The following is a 23,926-nucleotide window of genomic DNA, read 5'->3' as shown; positions in this document are numbered from 1 at the left end:
CAGGAGTGATGTCCACCTCCCCCGATTTTCACTGAGGTTTGGCTGCCCTAACCTGGCCGCCATGCGTGCCTCCCCCGCCGTCGAGCCGGTGCCCTTCGCCGCCGCCCTGGCCGACCACGGCGACCGCCCCGCGGTGCTCACCGCCGACGGTCGGCTCAGCTACCGGGAGCTGGCCGACCGGGTCGCCGCGCTCGCCGCCCGCCTCGGCACCGCCCGGCGGCTGGTGCTGCTCGCCGGGGCCAACCGGGTCGACGAGCTGGTCGCGTACCTCGCCGCGCTCACCGCCGGGCACCCGCTGCTGCTGACGCCCGGCGACAACGACGCGGCGACGGCCGCGCTGGAGCGGGCGTACGACCCGGACGTGGTGCTGCGCCGCGTCGGCGGGACGCTCACGGTCGACGAGCGGCGGCCCGTCAGCCGGCACGAGCTGCACCCCGAGCTGGCGCTGCTGCTGAGCACCTCCGGCTCGACCGGGTCGCCGAAGCTGGTCCGGCTGTCCCGGGCGAACCTCCAGGCCAACGCGGAGGCCATCGCCGACTACCTCGGCATCCGGGACACCGACCGGGCGGCCACCACCCTGCCGCTGCACTACTGCTACGGCCTGTCCGTGGTCAACAGCCACCTGCTGCGTGGGGCCGCGCTGCTGCTCACCGACCGGTCGGTGGCCGACGCGTCCTTCTGGGAGCTGTTTTGCGCCGCCCGGGGCACCGCCCTGGCCGGCGTGCCGTACACGTTCGAGCTGCTGGACCGGGTCGGCTTCGCGCAGCTGCGCCTGCCCCACCTGCGCTACGTCACCCAGGCCGGCGGGCGGCTCGATCCCGAGCGGGTGACCCGGTACGCGGAACTCGGCCGGCGCCGGGGCTTCGACCTGTTCGTCATGTACGGGCAGACCGAGGCGACGGCGCGGATGGCGTACCTGCCGCCGCACCTGGCCGCGACCCGGCCCGAGGCGATCGGCGTGCCGGTGCCCGGCGGCGCGTTCCGGTTGCGCCCGCTGCCCGACCGGCCGGAGCCCGACACCGGCGAGCTGGTCTACACGGGCCCCAACGTGATGCTCGGCTACGCGCGGACCCCGGCCGACCTGGCGCTGGGTCGCACCGTCGAGGAGCTGAGCACCGGCGACGTGGCCCGCCGGGCCCCCGACGGACTCTACGAGATCGTGGGCCGGGTCGGCGGGTACGCGAAGGTCTTCGGGCTGCGCATCGACCTGGCGCGGGTGGAGGAGCGGCTGGCCGCGCGGAGCGTCGCCGCGTACTGCGTGGGCACGGACCGCGAGCTGGTCGTGGCGACCACCGACGGCGCCGACCCGCAGCGGGTACGCCGGCTCGCCGCCGCGGCGGCCGGGCTGCCGGCGCGGGCCGTACGGGTGCACCCGGTCGCCGAGCTGCCCCGGCTGGGCAACGGCAAGCCGGACCGCGGCGCGCTGCGCGCCCTGGCCGCCGCCCCCGCGCCCGCCGCGCCGTCCGGCGACGACGGCACCGACCTGTGCCGGCTGTACGCGCGGGTGCTGGGCACCGACGACGTCACCCCGGACGACAGCTTCGTCTCCCTCGGCGGCGACTCGCTGTCATACGTGGAGATGTCGGTGCGGCTGGAGGAGGCCCTCGGCGACCTGCCCGCCGGCTGGCACACCACCGCGATCCGGGACCTGCCCCGGCCGACCGCCGCGCCCCGGCCCGGCCGGCGGGCCGTGCTGGAGACCAGCGTGGCACTGCGCGCGGCGGCGATCGTCGTGATCGTCGGGTCGCACATCCCGCTGTTCACCGTCAAGGGCGGCGCGCACCTGCTGCTGGCGGTCGCCGGGTTCAACTTCGCCCGGTTCCAGCTCACCGACGTCCCGCGGGCCCGGCGGCTGCGCGCCGTCGGGCGCGGCATCGGCCGGGTCGTGCTGCCGTCGGCGCTGTGGATCGCCGCGGCGGGCGCGGTCACCGGCGACTACACGCTGACCAACGTGCTGCTGCTCAACAGCGTCCTCGGGCCGCACGACGGGGCCACGCAGTGGCACTTCTGGTTCGTCGAGGCGCTGGTGTTCATCCTGCTCGGCGCGGTCGTGCTGCTGGCCGTGCCGGCCGTCGACCGCGTCGAGCGGCGGTACCCGTTCGGGCTGCCGCTCGCCGTCGCCGCGCTCGGCCTGGCCTTCCGGTACGACCTGCCCGGCCTGGCGACGCACGGCCACGTCCCGTCCGCCGTCGTGGTGTTCTGGCTGTTCGCGCTCGGCTGGGCGACGGCGCGGGCCCGCGGGACGGGTCAGCGGCTCGTGTTGACCGGGGCCGCCCTGCTCGCGCTGCCCGGCTTCTTCGGCGAGCCGTGGCGGGAGGCGTTGATCGCGGCCGGCTTCGGACTGCTCGTCTGGGTGCCCCGGCTGCCCAGCCGGGGCACGCTCAACCGGGTCGCCGGAGTGCTGGCCACCAGCTCGCTCGCCATCTACCTGATCCACTGGCAGGTGCTGGCGGTGGTCGGGCCGGTCTCGCGCGGTGCCGCCCTGGTGGTGTCGCTCGTCGCCGGCGTCGGCGTCGCGGCGCTGGCCCGGATGGCGGCCCGGCGGTTGCCGCACGTCGCGCGGTCGTGGGGCCGGGCGGCAACACGCGACGCGCCCGTCGGCCGGGTGCCGCCGCTCGACGGGGCCGTTCAGGCCACGGCGGCCCGGTCTGCCGGGTCGACGCCGGCGTAGCCGCCCCGGTGGTAGAGCAGCGGCGAGCCGACCTCGGCGTGCCGCAGCAGTTCGGGCTCGGCGAGCACGATCGCGTGGTCGCCGACGACCACCCGGTCCACCACGCGGCAGAGCAGCCACGCCGGGGCGTCGTCGAGGATCGGCACCGCCTCGGGGCCGACCCGCCACCGGGTCGGGTGGGCGAAGCGGTCGATCCCGGTGGCGGCGAACGTGCGCGCCAAATCCCGTTGGTGCTGGGCGAGCAGGTGCACCGCGACGTGCCGGGCGCGCGCCACCGTGGGCCACGCCGACGAGGCGAGACCGAGGCAGAAGGACACCACGGGCGGCTCCAGCGACACCGACGTGAACGACGTCGCGGTGAAGCCGACCGGCGTGGCCCCGGGGGCCGTCACCACGGTGACGGTGCTGGCCTGCTGGCGCAGGACGCTCCGCAGCGAGGTCGTGTCGGCATCGACGATGGGTCCCTGCTGCGGGTCGGCGGTCATCGGAGGCTCCCAGGATCGCACGGTGCAGCCCGGGGTGGGCCGCCCCGGATCGGCCGGGACGCACATCGATGCGGCGTCCGGTGCCTCCGACGCTAACCGACCACCCCCACCACCCGCAAACCCTACTTGAAAAGTAGGGATTTCGGCACCGCCGCGTCGACGCCGGCCAGGACGCCCCCGAGCCGGCCGGGTCGCCCGGCCACGGGCCGCCGCGCGCCGGCTCCGGAGCGGACCCCGCGCGGGCAGTCGATCAGGCCGGGCCGGTCGGCACCCGGGCGGGCACGGGCCGCCCGGTGAGCCGACGCAGCGCGAGGTACGCCTCGCAGCCGAGGCAGAAGTCGAACGCCGCGTTGAGGAAGGCCGCGGCCAGGGCCGCCGCCGTGGCGGTCAGGGCGAGCGCCGGCAGGCCGGCGAGGTGCCCGACGGCCGCCAGCAGCATGAACGCCAACCCGACGAGCTGGGCGAACCGCACCGGGGCGGCCGGCTCCCGCTCGGCGGGCGGGTCGAGCCGGGGCGCGACCAGCGCCCGGTAGGCCAGGGTGTACGGGCCGAGGCGCGGGCTCGCCGCCGTGACGGCGAAGACCACCGCCTGGGTGAGCACCAGGGCGAGTGAGCCGGCGATCAGCGCGGCGGCGAGGACGACGGTGGTGACGGCGGCGGCGAACCGGGGGCCGCGAGGGTCGAGCAGCATGGCGTAAGGGTCCGTTCGGCGAGGGGGCGCGCCGTGGCGCGCGGGCGACTGTCAGGCGGCGTGGCACGCCGGACAGAGGCTCGCCGCGAGCCGCCCGTGGTCCACCGCCCGCCGTCGGGTCAGTCGCGCCCCGCGCGCGGAACCGGCCCCCGACGGCGGCACGGACCCTGACGGCGGTACGAACCCCGACGGCAGCGCGGACCCCGACGGCGGCCCGGACGACCGGCGCGCGGAAGACCGCGTGATCGTCACCGGTCGGCCCCGGCCAGCAGCGGCGCGACGGCCGCCACCAGGTCGTCCCGGACGGGCACCCCGGACGCCCGGAGCACCACGTGCCCGGCCGGGTCGACCACCAGCACCGTCGGCGTCCGCCAGACGTCCAGCTCACGGACGGCGTCGAGGTGCTGCTCGGCGTCGACCTCGACCAGCACGACGCCCGGGACGGCCGCCTCGACCTGCTCGAGGACCCGGCGGGTCGCGCGGCACGGGGCGCACACGGCCGAGGAGAACTGGACCATCGTCACCGCGCCGGGGCGCGCGCCCAGCCGCGCGAGCAGGGCCCGGTGCGCGTCCTGTGGCGCGCCGGGGCCGGTGCCGGCCCCGGGGGCGGGGGCGACCGACCGGAGGCGGCCGTCGCGGCGGCGTCGCCACCAGCCGAAGCAGGTGGCGAGGCCGAGCACGCCGACGACCAGCAGCACGCCGGTCAGAGTCTGGTCCCGCACCGGTCCAGAGTGCCACAGGCCCAGGTCAGCGCCCATCGGCGGTCCGGATGGCGGAACGCCGGCACCGCCGCCCGGCCCGTTCCGCCGCCGCGTCGGCCACGGCGGGCTCAGCAGGGGCAGCCATGATCACTCTGTGTGACATCCACCCGACCCCGCCTGACGCCTCGCATCCCCTTTGCTCTGCACCCATCCGCGCAGCAGGCAGCCTGAGCTGTGCGTACGCGAGAAGCGAGGGGTGGCGGGGGTCGACGCGCGGCTGCGCTGCGTGAAGCGTTGCGTCCTTGGGTGCAGAGCAAAGGGGTGGGCGGATGCCGGCCCCACCCGGCCAGAGCCAACCCATCCGGCCAGAGCCGATCCCGCCCGACCAGAGCCGGCCGGATGGCGCATCGCCCTCGCCGGGCGCCGGACCACCGCCGGCCGTCCTCTGATTCTTGGACAGTTCCTGTCCGTCCCGGACGGGACTGTCCAAGATTCGCACGCCGTCCGGGGCGACGGTGCCGCCGAAGGCGAGTTCCGGGTGGCGTCAAGCGCCCGCAGCTCAGAATTCCGTCAGCGTTTGCTGTCAGCCACCTGTCATTCGGGGCGACGGCCCGCTTTTCCGCCGCGAGACCTATTGCCCCACCGAACACCTATTTATGATTCTCGATGCCATGGCACATTCACCGGCCGTTCACCTACCGAACAGCCGGCGTTCAGGACCGCATCCACCTGCCCTCGAAGAACGGGATCACCATGACCTCGACCACCCGCAGAACCGCCGTCCTCGCCGGGCTCACGGCCACCCTGCTGGCCGGCCCGCTCGCCGGTGCCGCCATCGCCGCCCCGACCGCCACGATCACCCTCAACGGATCCAGCGCGAGCGTATCGGGCAGCAACGTCACCGTCTCCGGCAGCGCCATCACCATCACGGCACCCGGCTCGTACCAGATCAGCGGCACGCTGAACAACGGCTACGTCAAGGTGGACACCGCCGCCGCCGGAACGGTCGAGCTCATTCTCAGCGGCGCCTCGATCACGAACTCGACGTCCTCGCCGCTGTACGTGACCAACGCCGACGCCGTCACCGTCACGTTGGCCGCCGGGACCACCAACAGGCTCACCGACGCGACCGCCTACACCAACACCGGCGAGCCGGACGCCGCGCTGTTCAGCGCCGCCGACCTGACCATCGGCGGCACCGGGGCGCTGACCGTGCAGGCCCGCTACCAGGACGGCATCGTCAGCAAGGACGACCTGGTCATCCAGTCCGGCACGATCACCGTGAACGCGGTGGACGACGCCATCCGGGGCAAGGACTCGCTCACCGTCAACGGCGGCGCCATCACCGTCACCTCGACCGCCGGCGACGGGCTCAAGTCCAACGACACGGAGGCCGGGAAGGGCGTCGTCAACATCACCAACGGCACGATCTCGGTCTCCGTCGCCGACGACGGCATCAAGGGCGAGAACGCGCTGAACATCTCCGGCGGCACCATCAACGTGACCCGGTCGTACGAGGCGCTGGAGGCGCTGAAGCTGACGATCAGCGGCGGTAACTCCACCGTCGTGGCCAGCGACGACGCCGTCAACGCCGCCGAGGAGGGCCTCGGCCACATGGAGCCCTCCCCGAACGCGTTCATCCGGGTCACCGGGGGCACGGTCGTGGCCACCGGCGGCACCGACGGATTCGACTCCAACGGCGAACTCACCTTCGCCGGCGGCACGGTGGTCGCCAACGGCTCCAGCACCCGGGGCGGCGGCGAGGGCGCGCTCGACACCGACGCGACGCTCACCTTCACCGGCGGCACGGTGGTGGGCGCCGGCCTGACCTCGATGGCCGTGTTCAAGGCGGTGCCGAACACCGGCCAGGGCTGGGTCGCCCCCCGGTTCAGCACCACCTACGCCGCCAACACGATCGTGCACGTCGTCTCCGGCAGCACCGTGCTGGCCTCGTTCCGGGCGTCGAAGAGCTTCCGGGAGGTCGTCATCTCGTCGAACCGCATCGCCAACGGCCAGCGGTACGACGTCTACACCGGCGGCAGCGTCAGCGGCACGAACGTCGGCGGCCTGTACACCAGCGGCAGCATCTCGGGCGCGACCCGGGTGTTGACCGGGGTGACCGCCGGCCAGTACAGCGGCGGCATGATCCGCTCCTGATCTCCGGTGCGCCCGGCCAGGACCGCGCGGTCCTGGCCGGGCGGCCCTGGCCCGCCCCCTCGCCGGCAGCCCTCCCCACCTCGCCCCGCACCGATCCGCAGCCCGCGCGTCGACCCCGTACCCCGCGACGCCGGGTAAACCTCAGAGGAGCATCAATGTCACGGTTGGTCCTGACCGGGATGAACCTGGTCGCCGTGGGCCTGCTCGTCTTCGCCCTGTACTTCCCCCGTCATCGGCGGCGGGACCTGGTGGTCGCCTACCTCGGCGTCAACGTCGGCGTCTTCGCCGTGGCCAGCTCGCTCAGCAGCGGCACCGTCGGGGCCGGCCTCGGGCTGGGCCTGTTCGGCGTACTCTCGATCATCCGGCTCCGCTCGACCGAACTCGACCAGCACGAGGTGGCGTACTATTTCTCCGCCCTCGCGCTCGGCATCCTCGGCCCGCTCTCCGGCACCTCGATCTGGACGGTCGCCGGCCTGACGGCGCTGATCCTCGCGGTGATGTACGTCGGCGACCACCCCCGGCTGCTGCGCCGCTACCGGCGACACGTCATGGTGCTCGACACCGTGCTGACCGACCCGGTCGCCCTCACCGCCCACCTCGAACAACAGCTCGGCGCGCGGGTGCACGCCGCCAACGTGGAACGGATCGACCTGGTCAACGACACCACCGTCGTCGACGTCCGCTACTCCCGGCCGAAGGCCACCACGGGCGCCGCCCGGCGACCCGTCGAGACGGGCGCGACGCGATGATCCCCCTCGCCACGCCCACCACGGCGCTGGCCGACCTCGCGCCGATCGACCTCACGGAGCTGACCGGACGCGCCGCCCTGCAGACCCGGTTCGACCGCAAGTACCTGCTCCCGGCCGCCGAGGTGCCGGGCCTGCTCGCCGGGCTCGACCCCGGCACGCAGGTGCTGGAGATCGACGGCCGGCGGTCGTTCCGGTACGAGTCGGTGTACTTCGACACCCCCGACCTCGTCAGCTACCGGCTCACCGCCCACCGACGCCGCCGCCGTTTCAAGATCAGAACCCGGACGTACGTCGACTCGGACCTGTGCTGGCTGGAGGTGAAGACCGAGGGCACGCGCGGCGGCACGGTCAAGCACCGGCTGCCCTACCACCCCGGCGACAGCGGCACCCTGTCGCCCGGTCGGACGTTCGTCGACAGCATCCTCGCGACGCTCGGCACCGGCGGCGGGACCGGCCTGGCGTTCGCCTCGACGCTCACCACCAGATACCTGCGCAGCACACTGTTCCTGCCGACGACCGCGAGCCGGGCGACCATCGACCTCGGCCTGTGCTGGGAAGGCGGCCACGGCGCGCGGCTGGAGCTGCCCGGGCTGGCCATCGTCGAAACGAAGACCGGGTCGACCGCCTCGCACGTCGACCGCCTGCTGTGGAGCCACGGCCACCGCCCGGTGGCCGTCTCCAAGTACGCGACCGGACTGGCCGCCCTGCGCCCCGAGCTGCCCTGCGCCCGCTGGCGACGCACCCTGCGGCGACACTTCGCGCCGGACGCGGGCACGGAGGCACCGCCGTCGGTCTGAGCCCCCGCGACGTCCGGCGGCGCGGCTGCCGTGCCGCCGGACGGGTCACTCGTCGGGCTCCCAGGGCAGCCGCAGCGTCGCCGACAGCACCGCTCGGCCCGCACCGCACGTGCCGACGCCGGGGGCTATCGTCGCCCCATGGCCGAGCTGATCGCGCCCACCGTCCGCCTGCACGACGCCTGGCTCGACGCCCATCGCGAGTGGGGCCCCGGCCTCCACGAGGACGGCTTCGGGCTGCGGCCGAACGACGACGTGGACTCCCCCGCCGGGTTCGCGGCCTGGGTGGCCCGGTTGGTCGAGGCCCCGGCCCCCGACAAGCCGCCGGCCGCCGAACGGGTGCGGTGCACGTACCGGTGGATCGTCGAGGACGACCGGGTGCTCGGTGGGATCGCGCTGCGGCACGAGCTCACCGGCTTCCTGCTGCGTGTCGCCGGCCAGATCGGCTACGGCATCCGGCCGTCGGCGCGCCGTCGCGGCCTGGCAACGTGGGCGTTGGGCCGGATGCTCGACGAGGCACGGACGCTCGGCCTGGACCGGGTGCTGATCACGTGCCAGCCGGACAACGTGGCCTCGGCGAGGACCATCGAACGCCACGGCGGCGTCCTCGACGACGTGCGGGACACCGAGCTGGGCCCCGTGCGGCGGTACTGGGTGACGCTGTAGCACCGCCGCACGGGGCCTCGCGCCGTCAGAGGGTACGGGCCAGCCGGTCGGCGAGGACGCGGGTGAACCGGGACGGGTCGGCCAGTTCCCCGCCCTCGGCCAGCAGCGCCATGCCGTACAGCAGCTCGGCCGTGTCGGCGAGCCCGTCGGCGGTGGCGTCCTGCTCGTGGGCCTTGCGCAGCCCCTCCACCAGCGGGTGCCCCGGGTTGAGCTCCAGGATCCGCTTGACCTGCGGCACCTCGTGCCCCATCGCCCGGTACATCTTCTCCAGCGTCGGGGTGATGTCGTGGGCGTCGCCGACGACGCACGCCGGGGAGGTGGTCAGGCGGGTGGAGAGCCGGACCTCCTTGACGCTGTCGGCGAGCTTCTCCGACATCCAGGTCAGCAGGTCGGCGTACTCCTGGCGCTGCTGCTCGCGGGCGGACTCGGCCTCCTTCTTCTCCTCCTCGGTGTCCAGGTCGACCTGGCCCTTGGCGATGGAGCGCAGCGGCTTGCCGTCGAACTGGCCGACCCGCTCGACCCAGACCTCGTCGACCGGGTCGGTGAGGATCAGCACCTCGTAGCCCTTGGCGCGGAACGCCTCCATGTGCGGCGAGTTCTCGATCATCGACCGGGACTCGCCGGTCATGTAGTAGATGTCGGACTGGCCGTCCTTCATCCGCTCCACGTAGTCGCGCAGGCCGGTCAGCTCGGCCGGGTCGTGGGTGGAGGCGACCGAGACGACGTCGAGGATCGCGTCGGTGTTGTCCGGGTCGTCGAGCAGGCCCTCCTTCAGCGCCGGGCCGAACTCCGACCAGAAGGTGCGGTACTTCTCGGCCTCGTTGGCCTTCAGCTCCTTGACGGTGGCGAGGATCTTCTTCACCAGCCGCCGGCGCACCGCCTGGATCTGGCGGTCCTGCTGGAGGATCTCCCGGGAGATGTTGAGCGACAGGTCGTGCGCGTCGACGACGCCCTTGACGAAGCGCAGGTAGTTGGGCATCAGCGCTTCGCAGTCGTCCATGATGAACACGCGCTTGACGTAGAGCTGCACGCCCCGGCGGGCCTGCGGGGCGAACAGGTCCACGGGCGCGTGCGACGGCAGGAACAGCAGCGCCTCGTACTCGAAGGTGCCCTCGCCCCGCATGTGGATGGTCTCCAGCGGGTCGGCCCAGTCGTGGCTGACGTGCTTGTAGAACTCCTTGTACTCGGCCTCGTCGACCTCGCTGCGCGGCCGGGCCCACAGCGCCTTCATCGAGTTGAGGGTCTGCGCCTCGCGGGTGGTCTCGTCGCCCTCGCCCTTGCGCTCGACCGTCATCCGGATCGGCCAGGCGATGAAGTCGGAGTATCGCTTGACGATCTCGCGGATCTTCCACTCGGCGGTGTAGTCGTAGAGGTGGTCGTCGCTGTCCTCGGGCTTGAGGTGCACGGTGACGGCGGTGCCCTGCGGCGCGTCGTCGACGGTCTCCACGCTGTAGGTGCCCTCGCCGGTCGACTCCCAGCGGGTGCCCTCGCTCTCCCCGGCGCGGCGGGTGAGCAGGGTGACCCGGTCGGCGACCATGAACGTGGCGTAGAACCCGACGCCGAACTGCCCGATCAGGTCCGCCGACGCCGCCGAGTCCTTCGACTCGCGCAGCTTCGCCAGCAGCTCGGCGGTGCCCGACTTGGCGATCGTGCCGATCAGGCGGACGACGTCCTCGCGGGACATGCCGATGCCGTTGTCCCGGACGGTGAGGGTGCGCGCGTCGCGGTCGACCTCGATCTCGATGTGCAGGTCGGAGACGTCGGCTGCGAGATCCTTGTCGACCAGGGACTCCAGGCGGAGCTTGTCCAACGCGTCGGAGGCGTTGGAGATCAGCTCCCGCAGGAAGACGTCCTTGTTCGAGTAGATCGAATGGACCATCAGCTGGAGCAGTTGGCGCGCCTCCGCCTGGAACTCCAGCGTCTCGATCCGGTTGCTCACACCGACCCCCTTCAGTGACTTCACACGCCTTGTGGTGCCTTCGCGCACAGGATACGAGCCGTCGCTGCCCGTCGCGACACCCGCCCGCTCACGTGACGCCGAGGGCGAGCGCGAGCTGCACGATCGTGGCCGGGGCGTGCGGGTCGCGTACCACCTGGGCCAGCACCGACCGGGCGGCCGGGCGGTGGCGCACCTCGGCCGGTGCCGTGCGTTCGGCGTCGACCAGGGCCCGGCCGGCACTGGCCGGGTCGTCGGCCTGGAGGTACGCGCGGGCGGCGTCGAGCAGGTGCGCCGCCCGGTGCTCGGCGGGCAGCCACCGCCAGGCGTCCCGCCGGGTCGTCCGCTCGTGCCAGGTCACGGCCGCGCGGGCCGCGCCCAGCTCCACGGCCACCGCGACCCGCGCCGAGCCGACCGTCGTCGGCCCGAATCCCGTCCGGTGGTGGTCGTGCCCCTCCCCCACCCGGTCCGCCATCGCGGCGGCCTCGCCGAGCAGTTCGGTGGCGGAAGCCTCGTCACCGTGGCGGGCGGCGGCCAGGGCCGCCTGGACCAGCAGCGCCCCGCACAGCGACAGCTCCTGCGGCGTACCGTCGTCGGGGTCGGCCGGGGCGATCCGGTACGCGGCGGCCAGCGCCGCCGACCTCGCCGCCCGCGCCCGGCCGGACGCGCGCAGCGCCTGGCCGAGTTGCACCACGGCGGCGGCCACCAGCGCCCGGTCGCCGGTCGCGACGGCCACCGCCCGGTCGGCGGCCAGCCAGGCCAGGTCGGCCTCGCCGACCTTGACCAGCAGCGCGGCGGTGATCCGGTACGCCTCGACCAGCGGCCCGCGCCCCGTCGCGGGATCGCGGGCGTGGGTGCGCTGCGCGTCGGCCAGCAGCGGCGGGAGCAGGTCGACGAGCTGCGGGTACCGGGCATGCTGGTAGGTGACCCACCCGTGCCCCACCTGCCGCGTCAGCCGGTCGGCGAGCACGGCGGGCCGCTGGGTGGCGCGGCCGAGCGTGATCTCGTACGCCGACAGGGCCGCCCGGATCCGCTCGACGCCCTCGGTGCGTTCGGTCGCCTCGGCGGGCCGGGCGTCGCGGCCGAGCAGCACCGCCGCGTCGATGCGCAGCACGGCGGCGATGTCGTGCAGGGTGGAGACCCGGTCGAGGGCGCGAACGCCCCGCTCGACCTTGTCGACCCAGCTCTTGGACTTGCCCAGCCGGTCGGCCAGCATCTGCTGCGACAGTCTCCGCCGCCCCCGCCAGTACGCGACCCGCCGGCCGACGGGCAGGAGATCACCGCTGTCCACGCCGCCACCGCCGGTCCGGCACCGCCCGGGTCGTCTCCTCGGCCGGTATCCGCTCCGCCTCGGCCTGCGCGAGCAGCCGTTGCCGGGCCACCTCCCGCTCCGCCTGTTGGATCTGCTCGCCCCGGCCCTCGACCGGCCTGTCGTCGCTCATCGTCCCGCCTCCGTTGCCAGGGGCGCGGCGCAGGGGTCCAGGGAAGGACCGCCACCGCCACACCCGGTTGATCAGGGCGCAACGGCAGTGCCAGTGGGAGATCTTGGAATGAAACGGCCCCTGGAGGGGCCACCATCTTCCAAGATCTCCAGCGCGTCCCTGTCCGAACGGTAGAGCAGGCGGAGTGACGGCAAGATAACCGAAAGTTAGATTGCGTGGGGTTCCGGGTCGAGCGGGTCGACGCCGATCCGGGTTGCGAGATCCCGCAGCTCGGGTGTGCCCCGCCTGCGGGCGTCCCGGACCATCTGTCCGACGATCTCCCGCACGCTCGGCCGTGACCGCAGTTCCGCGGGCGACGCGTTGTCCGCCTCCAGGAACGCCAGGATCGCCCGATCCTGGTCGCCAGCCGCATACCACCCGCGCCCCGCGTCCAGGTGCAAGCGGCATCGACGGTTCGCACTGCGGATCTGAGACCGGTCGACGCGCCGAGCCCGCTCCGGCGCACGCTCAGGGGTGCCGTTCTCGACGGCCACGCCCACCCGCCAGATGCCGCAGTTCGCCGGAGTGAACTCCATTCGCCAGGGGTCGGACCCGGCCCGACGCGCGGCGTTCTCGGCCTCCGCCAGGTGCCCGTCCGGGTCGCCGGTGCCCAACGATGCCGCCGACATCGCAGAGTGCAGGTGGAGCATCCCGTACCAGGTCAACGCCGCGTCGTCGCCCGTGTCGCCCAGCCGTTCCGCCGCGCGCGTCGCCACCGCCAGCGACCGCCGCCGGCCGCCGTGGGTGCCCGACGACAGGGCACTCTGCGCGGCGGCGAACGCGGCGGCTGCGACCTCCGCCGGCCCGGCCAGCGCGGCGACCAGCTCCGCGCGCTCGGCGTACCGCGCCGCCAAGTCGATGTAGCCGAACGGCTTGATGGCGAGCACAGTGGTCACCGCCGCCCGGACGAACAGTCGCGGTCCCTCCGGGTGCCCGGAGTCGGCGAGCTGCCGCGTGGCGGCGACCAGATCGGGCAGCAGTCGAGCCAATGCCTTGTAGTCGCAGGCCATCCGGGCCGCCATCGCCTGATCCACGGACGCCCGCAGGCCGGCTGGGTCCAGCGGCCGTCCCGGTCCCTCGGGGTCGTCGTCGAGAGCGCCGCGCAGCGCCGGAACGGTGGTGTAGATGGCGAGGTCGTCCTCGCTGCGCGGCGCGTGCGGCTGCCCGGTGAGGTCGGTGACGCTGACGCCGAGAGCACTCGCCAGGGCGATGAGCCGTGACCGCTTCGTCACCGGCCGCCGACCTGACTCGATCATCGAGATGTAGGAGGCGGTCACACCGACCCGATCGGCCAGTTGCTGCTGCGTCATCCCGGCGACGTCCCGCCACCTGGCGACGCGCAGCCCGATGTAGTCGGCCATGACTCCTCCTGCACGAGATCGACGACGTTCGGCGTTGAGTTGCACACCGGACGGTACGTGCAGTCACGCTTCGCGGCCAGTCCAACACAGGGCGCAGGCGAACGTGTTGGTGCAGGGCCGTGTGGTCAGCTTTCGAACGCCTCCAACAAGGCGCGGACGTCGCCGGCCGGCTGGCTCGCACCGGGCCGCTGGGGATTCGTCGGCATTCCCAGCGCCTCCCAGTTCGTGCGCGCGTCGCCCAGTTCGGGCGCGAGGGCGTGCAGCTCGACGACGAACTCGACCAGCCGGCCCTGGTCGTCGACGGTCGCGGTGAACGGGACCGCCCGGACCTTGTCGCCGAACTTCCGGCACAGTTCCTCGTTCGCATACCAGGTGGCCGTCAGGTCGACGGCACCGGCGAGCCGGCGCTTGCCCGTGGCCGCCTGCTCGCCTCCGCTCTGCACACTCACCGCCGCGTCGACCAACCGGCGCGCGCCGCCCAGGTCGGTGGGGTCGACGTCCACGTAGCTGCCTGCGGGCACCTCGGTCCTGGACAGCGAGTACATCGTCCCGAAGCTGATCCCCGGCACGTTGAGCATGGCGAAGTACACGTCGTCCTCTTCTAGCGTCACGAGGATCATCCGGTCGTTCTTCTTGAGGGTGTAGGACATCGTTGCGGTGCGTCTCCGCGCGTCCATCACCCCCTGACCGGTGGCCTCCGCCGAGTCGGTGGTGACCCGGACCGGCTCCCGCGAGATCCAACCGACGGCGGCAGCCAGTTCCTCGCTCTCGCCCTGCCGCCCGACCGGGGAGGCATCGGATCGGCCGCACGACGCCTCCGTCGTCGAGGCCGAATCCTGTTCGGAGTCGCCCGGACCACAACCGGTGGCAGCGAGAACGGCGGTCAGGGTCGCCAGGACGGCGACCAGACGTCGAGCATGCATGAAGGGGGTCACCTCACGGTGGAAGGACGAAGCCGCCACCACGGGTCACGGCACTGTGGATCATAGGCGGTGGCCGACACCGCTCACCCGGCCCGTGGCACCGGGGCGAACCGGTCGAGCGCGGCGCGCAGGTGCCCACGCAGGGTCTCGCTGCCGGTGTGCCCGGAGTCGTCGACCACGATCAGCTCCGCGTCGGGCCAGGCGCGGGCCAGCGACCACGGCGTCTCCAGCGGCGCGCCGAGGTCGAAACGCCCGTGCACGAGCACCCCGGGGATGCCGGCGAGCCGGTGGGCGTCGCGCAGCAGGGCGTCGTCGGCGAGCCACATGCCGTGGGAGAAGTAGTGCGCGCAGAGCCGGACGAACGCGACCTGGTCGTCCGGCGGCTGGTCGCGGTAGACGTCGGGCGTGCCGTTCGGTTCGAGGGAGACGACGGTGTCCTCCCAGGTGAGCCAGGCGATCGCCGCCCGCTGGCGGACCTGGGCGTCCGGGTGTTCCAACAGCCGGGCGTACGCGGCGAGCAGCTCGGCGGCCGACCCCCGGCCCGGTGCGATCGCCGGGCGGTCGGCGGCGGGCACGGCGTCGACGAACCGCCGCCACTGCTCGGGGAAGAACCGGCCGACGCCCCGGTACAGCCAGTCGATCTCCGACCGGCGGCTCATCGTGACCCCGACGAGGACGATCGCGCTGACCCGCTGCGGGTGGCGCTGGGCGTACGCGAGGCCCAGGGTGGAGCCCCACGAGTTGCCGAACAGCAGCCACCGGTCGACGCCGAGGTGCTCGCGCAGCCGTTCCATGTCGGCCAGCAGGTGGTCGGTGGTGTTGTGCCGCAGGTCGGCGGCCGGGTCGCTGGCGTGCGGGGTGCTGCGCCCGCAGCCGCGCTGGTCGAACTGGACGATGCGGTAGCGGGACGGGTCGAACAGGCGGCGCGTGCCGGGCGACGAGCTGCCGCCGGGGCCGCCGTGCACGGTCACGGCCGGCATGCCGTCCGGGTTGCCGGACACCTCCCAGTAGACGCGGTGGCCGTCGCCCACGTCGAGCATCCCCTGGTCGTACGGCTCCGCCGGCGGGTGCTCCATCAGCCGGCCTGCCCGGCCACGGCGTCGAGGGCGCGGGTGAAGTCGGCGAGCAGGTCGGCGGTGTCCTCGATGCCGGTGGAGACCCGCACGAGGCCCTCCCCGATGCCGGTGGCGGCGAGCTGCGCGGTGTCGACGATCCCCGCCCACATGGAACGCGGGTGCACCACGAGGGTGCTCACGCTGCCGAGGCTGGCGGCCCGCTTGGCCAGCCGCAGCTCGGCGAGGAGGGTGGCCGCCGCCGGCTGGCCGCCGGCCAGGTCGAGGCTGAAGACGCCGCCGTACCCGCTCATCTGCTTGGTGGCCAGGTCGTGCTGGGGGTGGCTGGGCAGCCCCGGGTAGCGGACCCGGGCGACCGCCGGGTGCGCCTCCAGCTCCCGGGCCAGGGCGAGGGCGTTGTCGTTGTGCCGGGCCATCCGCAGCGGCAGCGTGCGGATGCCGCGCAGCAGCAGCCAGGAGTCGATCGGGCCCAGCGTCGCGCCGGTGACGATGGCGGTCTGCCAGACCCGGTCGACCAGCTCGGCGGAGCCGACGACCACCCCGGCGGTGACGTCGGAGTGGCCGCCGAGGAACTTCGTGGCGCTGTGCCAGACCAGGTCCGCGCCGAGGGCCGCCGGCCGCTGGTTGACCGGGGTGGCGAACGTGTTGTCCACGACGGCGTACGCGCCGTGGGCGTGGGCCAGCTCGATCACGGCGGTCAGGTCGGTCAGCTCCAGCAGCGGGTTGCTGGGGGTCTCCACGAGCAGCAGCCGGGTGCGCGGGGTCAGGGCGCGGGCGAACGCGTCGACGTCGGTCTGGTCGACCTGGGTGCAGGTCACCCCGAACCGGGTGAGCAGCCCGGTGGCCAGCGAGGTGGTGCCGCCGTACGTGCTGCGCTGCACGATCACGTGGTCCCCGGCGCTGAGCAGGGCCAGCGCGATCGTGGTGACCGCGCCCATGCCGGAGGCGGTGACCAGGCCCGTCTCGACGCCCTCCAGCTCGGCGACCACGGCGGCCACCTGGGCGTGGTTGGGGTTGCCGTAGCGGGTGTAGAAGGCGTCGGGGCGCACCTGCGTGGCGACCTCGGTGAACCGCTCGTCGCTCTCGGCGCCGAACGTGGCGCTCTGCACGATCGGGGGCGACACCGCGCCCGGCGGGTGCAGGTCGTCGTCGCCGTGGATCGCGGTCGTGCCGATGCCGGTCACCGGTGCTCCTCACGCTGGTCGGATCGTTGCCCGGGGTCGGGCGGGGGGATGACGACGGGGCTCGGCGCGGGCGCGGGGGCGGCCCGGTCGCGCAGCATCCGCTGGCTGTCGCGCTGGCGGCGCAGCACCGCGTCGTCGAGGTCGGCGACGGCGAGTCCGGCGGCGGTGCCGGCGGCGGCCAGGGCCCGGCCGTCGGGGCCGTACACGGCGCTGTGGCCGGCGAAGCGCCAGCCGCCGTGCGCGCCCGCGTAGTTGGCGAACAGCACGTAGCTGGTGTTCTCCAGGGCGCGGGCCGGGAAGTAGACGCCGCGCCGGTGGTCGGAGTCGCCGACGGTGAACGCGCCGGGCACCAGGTAGGCGTCCGCGCCGGCCAGGGCCAGGCCCCGGGCGTGCTCGGGGAAGCTCGCGTCGTAGCAGACGCCGAGGCCGAGCCGCCAGCCGCCGATCTGCACCATGGTGTCGGTGTGGCCGGCGACGAACACCGCGCGCTCGTCGGCGTCGAGGTGCCGCTTGTGGTAGGTGGCGGCCACCGCGCCGTCGGGGCCGACGACGAACGCGGCGATGGCCCAGCCGTCGGCGCGTCGGGCGCAGCCGCCGACCACGGCGGTCACCCGGTGCGCCCGGCAGGCCCCACCCACCGTCCGCAGGACCGCGTCGCCCACCTCGACCTCGCAGCGGGCGACGTCGGCGGCCAGCAGCGGGTAGTCGTACCCGCACAGCGACAGCTCGGGAAAGACGACCACGCGGGCGCCGAGGGCGGCGGCCTCGGCGACGGCCGCGACGTGGGCCGCCGCGTTGCCGGCCAGGTCGCCGCCGACCGCCTCGATCTGCGCGGCGGCGACCCGCAGCGGCTCCCGCACCGGGTCGTCGTCGCCCGTCACATCGCCCCCAACCACCAGCGCAGCCCGAAGAAGACCGCCAGCCCGACCGTCCACACGATCATGAACCGTTCGACGAACAGACCGGTCACCAGGGTGACCAAACCGGCCACCAGGTAGGGGATCGTGACCACGGTGATCTCGACCCGGTTGTCGACCGGGGCGAGCACGGACGGCACGGCGATGGCGGCGAGCAGGGCCGCCGGCAGGTAGCCGAGGAACGTCTTGACGTCGGCGGGCAGCTCCCGGTCGCGGAAGACCAGCAGCGGGACGTAGCGGGGGGCGAAGGTCGCCAGCCCCATGCCGAGGATGAGCAGCAGCATGGACATCGTGGTCACCTTCCGTCGCCGTCGGTGGCGGGCGCGACCGCCGGGTCGTCGTCGCGCGCCGGCTCCTCGGCGGGCGTCGGCTCCTGCGGCTTCGGCGGGAACCAGCGGCGTTCGATCCGCTCGCAGGCCATCCCCACGCACGCGCCGCCGAGGGCGGCCACGATCAACCCCAGGTTGTACGGCAGCCCGAGGAACAACATCGCCAGCGCGCCGGCCGACACGGCGGCGCTCCAGATCTTCCAGCCGGCCAGCGCCCCGGCGAGCACGACGAGGAAGACGGCGGTCATCGGGAAGTCGAGGCCGGCGCGCCACCGCTCGGGCAGCAGGTGCCCGGCGACCATGCCGACGACGGTGGCGACGGCCCAGTTGACGTACATGACGGCGGAAGCGCCGAAGTAGAACATGCTCTTGCGGCGGGCCGGCTCGCCGCCCTTCATCCGGTCGAACGCGACGAAGAAGACCGCGTCGATCAGCCCGAAGCCGAGCAGCAGCCGCCACCGTTGCGGCAGCTCCCGCACGTGCGGGGCGAGCAGCGTGGAGTAGATCAGCATGCGCAGGCTGAGGATCAGTGTGGTCAGGACGATCACCGGCCACGCCGCGCCCTCGGCGATCAGCTTGAAGCCGATGAACTGGGCGGTGCCGGAGTTGACCACCATGGCCAGCCCGAACGTCTCCAGGTAGGACAGCCCGCTGGCCAGGCCGAGTGTCCCGCCGATCACGCCGAGGGGGAACGCGGACAGCAGGAACGGCACCATCGAGCGGGCCCCGGCGACGAACTCGCCGCGCGGCGTGGCGGGGCGCTCGGGGGCGCTGGTGGGCGTGCGGTCAGACATGGTCCTCCCCGGGGCGGCTGTCGCGCGGCATGGCCGGGCCGGCGCCGGCGACGAGGTCGGCCACCTCCCCGGCGCGGGTGCGGCAGAAGTAGTGTCCCCCACCGTCGATCTCCGCGAGGGTCACGTCGGTGGCAATGCGCCGCCACGCGGCGGGCGCGTCGCCCGGCTCGGCGGTGAGCGGGTCGTCGGCGGCGAGCACCACCGTCACCGGCACGGTCAGCGGGCGGTCGGCCAAGGGGTCGAGCCGGTCCCGCAGGTAGGTGTGCGAGCCGAGGGCGTCGTGCCGGAACGCGGCGACCAGCGCCGAGGTGTGCCCGGCGTCGAGGCCGTCGAGGTCGGTGAAGCCGGTCTGCCCGACGAGCCAGTCCACGACCCCGGCCTCGTCGAGGGCGCGTACCTCGGCGATGCTGGCGTCGATGTCGGCGGCGTCGCGCAGCAGCTTGCCGCCGAGGAACAGCCGCGCGGGCGGGGACCCGGCGGCGGCGAGCAGCCGGGTGACCTCCACGGCGAGGGCCGCGCCGACGCAGTGCCCCCACAGCAGCACCTCGCCCCCGGCCGCGGCGCGCAGCTCGGCGACGACCCGGCGGGCCACCTCGTCGAGGTCGGCCAGCGGCTCGGGGCGGCCCGGGTCGTGCCCCGGCAGGGCCACCGCGAGCACGGCCACGCCGCGTGCGGCGAGCGCCTCGGCCAGGGGCCGGAAGGCGAGCGGGTTGCCGGCGGCGTACGGGAAGCAGACCAGGACCCGGTCGGCGGCGACGCCGGGCGGCGACAGCGGCTGCAGCAGCGGCGGCGGCGCGGCGGTGTCGGTGACGGCGGCGGCCGGGGTGGCGGCGGCGTCGACGGCGCGGGCCAGGGGGCCCAGGTCGGAGTGGGTCATGAGCTGCCGGAGGGTGACCAGCGGGCGCAGCGCGGCGACGACCCGCATCGCGGCCAGGGAGTTCCCGCCGAGGTCGAAGAAGTTGTCCTCCTCGGCGATGTCGGCCACCGGCACGTCGAGGGTGTCGGCCCACGCGCGGGCGATGCGGCGGGCCGTGTCGGTGCCGGGCGGGGTGCGCCCGGCCGGGGCGGCGGGCGCGGCCGGCGCGGGGCGGGCGAACGCCCGGCGGGCGGGGACGAGGCGGGGCGGCGGCAGGCCCGGATCGTAGCCGCCGTGCGGGGCGTCCGGGTCGTCGACCAGGGCCACCAGGGCCCGCCGGTACGCCGCGCCGAGGCCGGCGGCCTGCCCGGCGGTGAACTCGGCGCTGTGGTAGTGCAGGCTGAGCCGGACCTGGTCGGTGAAGAAGTCCCGCATGAACTCGGCGCGCAGTGCGAACTCGGTCTCCGTGCTGACCCGCACGTCGAGCAGGTCGAAGCCGGGCAGCTCGCGCAGCTGCTTGAGCAGGTAGAAGTGGGTGTAGTTGAAGACCGTCTCGAACAGCGTGTCGGTGGTGGCGGCGTCGGCCTTCATCTGCGCCATCGGGTAGCGGCGGTGCGGCAGCAGGTCCGCCTCGGCCCGGTAGACGCGGCCCACCAGGTCGGCCCAGCTCCCGTCGCCGGTGTCGACGCGCAGCGGCACGGTGTTGAGGAACAGGCCCAGCGCGGCGGTGGCGCCCTCGGCCTCGGGCCGGCCGCTCTGCTCGTACCCGGTGACGACGGCCGGTTCGGCGGCGAGCGCGCCGACCACCTTGACGTGCGCGGCGAGCAGCAGGGTCTTCAGCGGCACGGCGAGCCGGTCGGCCAGCCGCAGCAGCCGCTCGGACAGCGCGGCGGGGATGTCCACCTCGTGGAACACCACCGGGTGGGCGGCGGGCTCGGCGGGCGGCTCCCAGCGGGGCAGCTCGGTGACCCCGCCGGCGGCCAGGACGCCTCGCCAGAACTCCCGGTCCCCGGCCGAGGCGACGGCCCGCCGTTCCAGGCCGATGTAGTCGCGGAAGTGGTTGCCGGCCGGCGGCTCGGGCAGCGGGCGGCCGGCGCGCAGCCGGTGGTACGTGTCGAACAGCCGGGTGTGCAGCAGGGTGATGCTCCACCCGTCGAGGGCCGAGTTGTGCTGGCTGAGGCTGTAGCGGTACAGGTCGTCGGCGAGCACGTGCACGTGGATGCGGACCAGCCCCGGCTCCTGCCAGACGAACCGGTACGACTGCTCCCGGTCGTGCCATTCGGCGTACCGGCGCTCCTGCTCGGCGGGGGTGAGCCCGCGCAGGTCGGTCACCCACAGCGGGGTGGGCGCGTCGGCGTGCACGAGCTGGAGCTGCTCCGAGTAGCCGGTGAGGTGGTAGCTGGTGCGGAAGATCGGGTGGTCGGCGACCAGCCGGCGCACGGCCGCCGCGAACGCGGCCTCGTCGAACGGGGCGCTGATCAGGAAGCTGATGATGTCGTGGTACTGGGCCGCGCCCCGGGCCAGCTCGTTCTGGAAGATCAGCCCGGCCTGGAGCTGACCCAGCGGGTACGCGTCGACCACCGTGTCGGGCAGCAGCGCCCGGTCGGCCGGCGACACCAGGTCGAACGGCGCGTACGCCGGGGGTCGCTGCCCGTCGGCGGGGGCGGCGGCGAGCGCGGCGATCGTGGGGTGCCGGAACATCTGCTGGAAGCTGAGGTCCAGGCCGGCGGCGTGCACCCGGGCCAGGACGGTGACGAAGTGGATGGAGTTGCCGCCGAGGGCGAACAGGTTGTCCTCCACCCCCACCCGGTCGACGCCGAGCACGTCGGCCCACACCTGGGCGAGGATCCGCTCGGCGTCGGTGCGCGGCGGCACGTACGGCCGGTCGTCGGCGGGCGGGTCGGGCAGCGCCCGCCGGTCCAGCTTGCCGTTGGCCGACAGCGGGAACTCGGCCAGCTCCACCACCCGGGCGGGCACCAGGTAGCCGGGCAGCACCCCGGCCAGGTGGTCGGTGAGCGCCCGTTCGGCCACCGGGGAGGCGGTGCGCACGTAGCCGAGCAGGTTGCCGTCGCGGGCGACGACCACGGCGTCCTTGACGGCCGGGTGGCCGCGCAGCGCCTCCTCCACCTCGCCCAGCTCGACCCGGTAGCCGCGCACCTTCACCTGGTGGTCGAGGCGGCCCAGGTAGTCGATGGTGCCGTCGGGCAGCACCCGGGCGAGGTCGCCGGTGCGGTAGACGCGGTCCTCCCCGACGGCGGGGGCGGCGACGAACCGGTCCCGGGTCAGCTCGGGCCGGTTGAGGTAGCCCCGGGCCAGTTGCACCCCGGCGATGCACAGCTCGCCGGGCACGCCGACGGGCTGCGCCCGCAGCCGCCCGTCGAGCACGTGCAGCCGGGTGTTGTCCACCGGGCGGCCGATCGGCACCCGCGCCGCGCCGGGCGCGCACGGGTGGTGGGTGACGTCGACGGTCGCCTCGGTCGGCCCGTACAGGTTGACCAGCTCGACGTGGGGCAGCAGCGCGGCGAGCCGGTCGACGTGGTGGGTGCCGAGGGCCTCGCCGCTGGCGAAGATCCGCCGCAGCCCGGCCAGGCCGGCGGTGTCGGCGGTGGCCAGCCAGTCGAGGAACGCGCCCAGCATCGACGGCACGAAGTGCAGGACGGTCACGCCGTGGGCGGCGACGGCGGCGACGATGGCGCGCGGGTCGCGTTCCGCGCCCGGCGGCAGCAGGCACACCGACGCGCCCTCGCGGGCCCACCAGAACAGCTCCCACACCGACACGTCGAACGTGGTGGGGGTCTTGTGCAGCACGACGTCGTCCGGGCCGATCGGGTAGTGCCGCTGCATCCAGGCGAGCCGGTTGGCCAGGGCCCGGTGCGCGATCATCGCCCCCTTCGGCTCGCCGGTGGAGCCGGAGGTGTAGATGACGTAGGCGAGGTCGTCGCCGTCGGCGGCCGGGGCCGTCGGCGGGCCGCCGGTCGGCGCGGGCGCGGGGTCGGCGGTCGCCGCCGGGTCGGCGTCGGCCGGGGGCAGCGCGACCACCGGCACGCCGTCGGGCACCGCCGTGGCGTCGGCGGCCACCACCAGGGCCGCGCCGCTGTCGCGCAGCAGGTAGCCGACGCGGGCCGGCGGGTAGCCGGGGTCCACCGGCAGGTAGGCCGCGCCGGCCCGGTGCACGGCCAGGATCGCCGCGAGCTGCGCGGGCGACCGCGCGGCCAGGACCGCGACGACCGTCTCCGGGCCCGCGCCGGCCGCGCGCAGGTCCGCCGCCAGCGCCGCGACCCGCCGCTCCAGCTCCGCCCAGGTCCAGGCGCCCTCGTCGGTACGCACGGCGACGCCGTCGGGCGTGTCGGCGGCCCGCCGCGCCACCCACGCGTCGGGGCGCGGGCCGGCGGCGACGTCCACGGCCGTGTCGTTCATGGCGGCGAGCACCGCCCGGTCGGCCGGGGTCACCAGGTCGACGTCGTCGACGGGGCCGTCCGGGGCGGCGAGCGCGGCGGCGAGCAGGAGCAGCAGGTGGGCGGCGATCCGCTCGGCGGTGGCCCGGTCGTGGCGGGCGGCGTCGTGGTGCACGGTCAGGTCGGCGTCGGCGACGGCCACGGTGATCCCGACGCGGGGGTCGACGGCCGCGTCGGCGGTGTGCACGGCGACGTCGAGGAACGGGTGCCGGCCCTCCTCCGCGTGCGGGGCGAGGTCCTCGGCGAGCAGCTCGACGGGGTAGTCGGCGTAGCGTTCGGCCTCGGGCAGCGCGGCGCGCACCTGCCCGACGAGGTCCCGGTAGCTGCGGTCCGGGCCGGCGGCCACCCGCAGCGGCAGCAGCCCGGCCAGCGCGTCTGCGCCGGCGGGGCGGCCGACCAGCACCTCGGTCGCGCCGGTCCAGCGGCGCAGCAGGGCCGCCACGGCGGCGGCGACCAGCACGAACCGGGCCGCCTCGGCGCCCCGGCTGGCGGCGGCGAGCCGGTCGGCCAGCGCGTCGCCCAGCGGGACGGTGACCGCCTCCGGGCGCGGCGGGGTGCCCGGTGCGGCGGCGTGGTCGTCGGGGAAGCCCACCCGCTCCGCCCCGGCGGCGAGCACGCCGTGCCAGTGCCGGGCGTGGTCGGGCCGCCGCGCGGCGGCGATCCTGAGCTGGCCCCGGGTCATCAGCGACTGCATGAGCTCTCC

Annotated in this window: 19 protein-coding genes; 5 read left to right on the top strand and 14 right to left on the bottom strand. The window is 74.5% G+C overall.

Translation table 11 applies throughout. The features are described 5' to 3' along the window. The first annotated feature begins 61 nt into the window (after positions 1 to 61). Positions 62 to 2,671 carry an AMP-binding protein gene (locus tag TK50_RS30555; protein ID WP_063838637.1) on the top strand — a complete coding sequence of 870 codons (2,610 nt, stop codon included), beginning with the start codon at positions 62 to 64 and terminating at the stop codon, positions 2,669 to 2,671. Here the strand turns inward: TK50_RS30555 and TK50_RS30550 are convergent. The 3 genes from TK50_RS30550 to TK50_RS30540 all read right to left on the bottom strand — a co-directional run bounded on the left by TK50_RS30550 (position 2,629) and on the right by TK50_RS30540 (position 4,569). Further along, complete coding sequence (locus TK50_RS30550) at positions 2,629 to 3,156, bottom strand: flavin reductase family protein (RefSeq protein ID WP_043968993.1); 528 nt, start codon at positions 3,154 to 3,156, stop codon at positions 2,629 to 2,631. The genes TK50_RS30555 and TK50_RS30550 overlap by 43 nt on opposite strands. Positions 3,157 to 3,406: 250 nt before the next feature. Next, positions 3,407 to 3,847 (bottom strand): DUF4395 domain-containing protein, encoded by a 441-nt coding sequence (locus TK50_RS30545; RefSeq protein ID WP_043968992.1) that lies wholly within the window; start codon positions 3,845 to 3,847, stop codon positions 3,407 to 3,409. A 248-nt stretch (positions 3,848 to 4,095) separates the two neighbouring features. Continuing rightward, a complete protein-coding gene (locus tag TK50_RS30540) occupies positions 4,096 to 4,569 on the bottom strand; it encodes a TlpA family protein disulfide reductase (protein WP_229405449.1) in 474 nt (157 codons plus the stop codon). Between the two features lie 645 nt (positions 4,570 to 5,214). On the opposite strand from TK50_RS30540, the gene TK50_RS30535 reads away from it, so the two are divergent. The 4 genes from TK50_RS30535 (at position 5,215) to TK50_RS30520 (ending at position 8,914) form a co-directional block, all read left to right on the top strand. Then, entirely contained in the window at positions 5,215 to 6,705 is a 1,491-nt protein-coding gene (locus TK50_RS30535; protein WP_082106781.1) for a carbohydrate-binding domain-containing protein, read from the top strand. Between the two features lie 155 nt (positions 6,706 to 6,860). Beyond that, the gene (locus TK50_RS30530) at positions 6,861 to 7,454 is read left to right on the top strand and encodes a DUF4956 domain-containing protein (protein ID WP_043968991.1); all 594 of its coding nucleotides are present in this window, start codon (positions 6,861 to 6,863) and stop codon (positions 7,452 to 7,454) included. After that, positions 7,451 to 8,251, top strand: coding sequence for a polyphosphate polymerase domain-containing protein (locus tag TK50_RS30525; protein ID WP_043968990.1), 801 nt, complete (start codon positions 7,451 to 7,453; stop codon positions 8,249 to 8,251). Before TK50_RS30530 ends, TK50_RS30525 begins: the two co-directional genes overlap by 4 nt. Before the next feature lie 138 nt (positions 8,252 to 8,389). Continuing rightward, the gene (locus TK50_RS30520; protein WP_043968989.1) at positions 8,390 to 8,914 is read left to right on the top strand and encodes a GNAT family N-acetyltransferase; all 525 of its coding nucleotides are present in this window, start codon (positions 8,390 to 8,392) and stop codon (positions 8,912 to 8,914) included. A 25-nt stretch (positions 8,915 to 8,939) separates the two neighbouring features. Here TK50_RS30520 and htpG read toward each other — a convergent pair whose 3' ends face one another. The 11 genes from htpG to TK50_RS30470 all read right to left on the bottom strand — a co-directional run bounded on the left by htpG (position 8,940) and on the right by TK50_RS30470 (position 23,917). Beyond that, on the bottom strand, positions 8,940 to 10,853 hold the full coding sequence (gene htpG / locus TK50_RS30515) for a molecular chaperone HtpG (protein ID WP_043968988.1): 1,914 nt from the start codon (positions 10,851 to 10,853) through the stop codon (positions 8,940 to 8,942). 88 nt (positions 10,854 to 10,941) lie between these two features. Next, positions 10,942 to 12,141 (bottom strand): helix-turn-helix domain-containing protein, encoded by a 1,200-nt coding sequence (locus tag TK50_RS30510; protein WP_043968987.1) that lies wholly within the window; start codon positions 12,139 to 12,141, stop codon positions 10,942 to 10,944. Continuing rightward, positions 12,128 to 12,292: a hypothetical protein gene (locus TK50_RS34600; RefSeq protein ID WP_199486174.1), complete on the bottom strand. Its 165-nt coding sequence runs from the start codon at positions 12,290 to 12,292 to the stop codon at positions 12,128 to 12,130. Before TK50_RS34600 ends, TK50_RS30510 begins: the two co-directional genes overlap by 14 nt. A gap of 206 nt (positions 12,293 to 12,498) precedes the next feature. Beyond that, on the bottom strand, positions 12,499 to 13,692 hold the full coding sequence (locus TK50_RS30505) for a helix-turn-helix domain-containing protein (protein ID WP_043968986.1): 1,194 nt from the start codon (positions 13,690 to 13,692) through the stop codon (positions 12,499 to 12,501). Between the two features lie 125 nt (positions 13,693 to 13,817). Then, entirely contained in the window at positions 13,818 to 14,615 is a 798-nt protein-coding gene (locus TK50_RS30500; RefSeq protein WP_144420436.1) for a hypothetical protein, read from the bottom strand. Positions 14,616 to 14,698: 83 nt separating this feature from the next. Next, the gene (gene pip / locus TK50_RS30495) at positions 14,699 to 15,691 is read right to left on the bottom strand and encodes a prolyl aminopeptidase (RefSeq protein ID WP_043968984.1); all 993 of its coding nucleotides are present in this window, start codon (positions 15,689 to 15,691) and stop codon (positions 14,699 to 14,701) included. Next, a complete protein-coding gene (locus TK50_RS30490) occupies positions 15,691 to 16,872 on the bottom strand; it encodes a trans-sulfuration enzyme family protein (protein ID WP_043968983.1) in 1,182 nt (393 codons plus the stop codon). The genes pip and TK50_RS30490 overlap by 1 nt, the downstream gene beginning before the upstream one ends. Continuing rightward, complete coding sequence (locus TK50_RS30485; protein WP_158499208.1) at positions 16,869 to 17,768, bottom strand: carbon-nitrogen hydrolase family protein; 900 nt, start codon at positions 17,766 to 17,768, stop codon at positions 16,869 to 16,871. The genes TK50_RS30490 and TK50_RS30485 overlap by 4 nt, the downstream gene beginning before the upstream one ends. Further along, complete coding sequence (locus TK50_RS32430) at positions 17,750 to 18,079, bottom strand: AzlD domain-containing protein (protein WP_141722304.1); 330 nt, start codon at positions 18,077 to 18,079, stop codon at positions 17,750 to 17,752. Before TK50_RS32430 ends, TK50_RS30485 begins: the two co-directional genes overlap by 19 nt. Positions 18,080 to 18,084: 5 nt before the next feature. Further along, positions 18,085 to 18,912, bottom strand: a complete 828-nt coding sequence (locus TK50_RS30475) for an AzlC family ABC transporter permease (RefSeq protein WP_052504019.1) — start codon at positions 18,910 to 18,912, stop codon at positions 18,085 to 18,087. Next, positions 18,905 to 23,917, bottom strand: a complete 5,013-nt coding sequence (locus TK50_RS30470; protein ID WP_052504018.1) for a non-ribosomal peptide synthetase — start codon at positions 23,915 to 23,917, stop codon at positions 18,905 to 18,907. The genes TK50_RS30475 and TK50_RS30470 overlap by 8 nt, the downstream gene beginning before the upstream one ends. Between the last annotated feature and the right edge of the window lie 9 nt (positions 23,918 to 23,926).

The sequence above is a fragment of the Micromonospora haikouensis genome (assembly GCF_000876225.1).
Classification (GTDB): Bacteria; Actinomycetota; Actinomycetes; order Mycobacteriales; family Micromonosporaceae; genus Micromonospora; species Micromonospora haikouensis.
Note: the sequence above shows the minus strand (reverse complement) of the source record. Positions and strands in the feature narration are given on the sequence as shown.

What these genes read in the sequence shown, in the direction of transcription:
- TK50_RS30555 (WP_063838637.1), top strand. Translation starts at nt 62, where the DNA reads ATGCGTGCCTCCCCCGCCGTCGAGCCGGTGCCCTTCGCCGCCGCCCTG.
- TK50_RS30550 (WP_043968993.1), bottom strand. Translation starts at nt 3,156, where the DNA reads ATGACCGCCGACCCGCAGCAGGGACCCATCGTCGATGCCGACACGACC.
- TK50_RS30545 (WP_043968992.1), bottom strand. Translation starts at nt 3,847, where the DNA reads ATGCTGCTCGACCCTCGCGGCCCCCGGTTCGCCGCCGCCGTCACCACC.
- TK50_RS30535 (WP_082106781.1), top strand. Translation starts at nt 5,215, where the DNA reads ATGCCATGGCACATTCACCGGCCGTTCACCTACCGAACAGCCGGCGTT.
- TK50_RS30530 (WP_043968991.1), top strand. Translation starts at nt 6,861, where the DNA reads ATGTCACGGTTGGTCCTGACCGGGATGAACCTGGTCGCCGTGGGCCTG.
- TK50_RS30525 (WP_043968990.1), top strand. Translation starts at nt 7,451, where the DNA reads ATGATCCCCCTCGCCACGCCCACCACGGCGCTGGCCGACCTCGCGCCG.
- TK50_RS30520 (WP_043968989.1), top strand. Translation starts at nt 8,390, where the DNA reads ATGGCCGAGCTGATCGCGCCCACCGTCCGCCTGCACGACGCCTGGCTC.
- TK50_RS34600 (WP_199486174.1), bottom strand. Translation starts at nt 12,292, where the DNA reads ATGAGCGACGACAGGCCGGTCGAGGGCCGGGGCGAGCAGATCCAACAG.
- TK50_RS30505 (WP_043968986.1), bottom strand. Translation starts at nt 13,692, where the DNA reads ATGGCCGACTACATCGGGCTGCGCGTCGCCAGGTGGCGGGACGTCGCC.
- TK50_RS30500 (WP_144420436.1), bottom strand. Translation starts at nt 14,615, where the DNA reads ATGCATGCTCGACGTCTGGTCGCCGTCCTGGCGACCCTGACCGCCGTT.
- pip (WP_043968984.1), bottom strand. Translation starts at nt 15,691, where the DNA reads ATGGAGCACCCGCCGGCGGAGCCGTACGACCAGGGGATGCTCGACGTG.
- TK50_RS32430 (WP_141722304.1), bottom strand. Translation starts at nt 18,079, where the DNA reads ATGTCCATGCTGCTGCTCATCCTCGGCATGGGGCTGGCGACCTTCGCC.
- TK50_RS30475 (WP_052504019.1), bottom strand. Translation starts at nt 18,912, where the DNA reads ATGTCTGACCGCACGCCCACCAGCGCCCCCGAGCGCCCCGCCACGCCG.
- TK50_RS30470 (WP_052504018.1), bottom strand. Translation starts at nt 23,917, where the DNA reads ATGCAGTCGCTGATGACCCGGGGCCAGCTCAGGATCGCCGCCGCGCGG.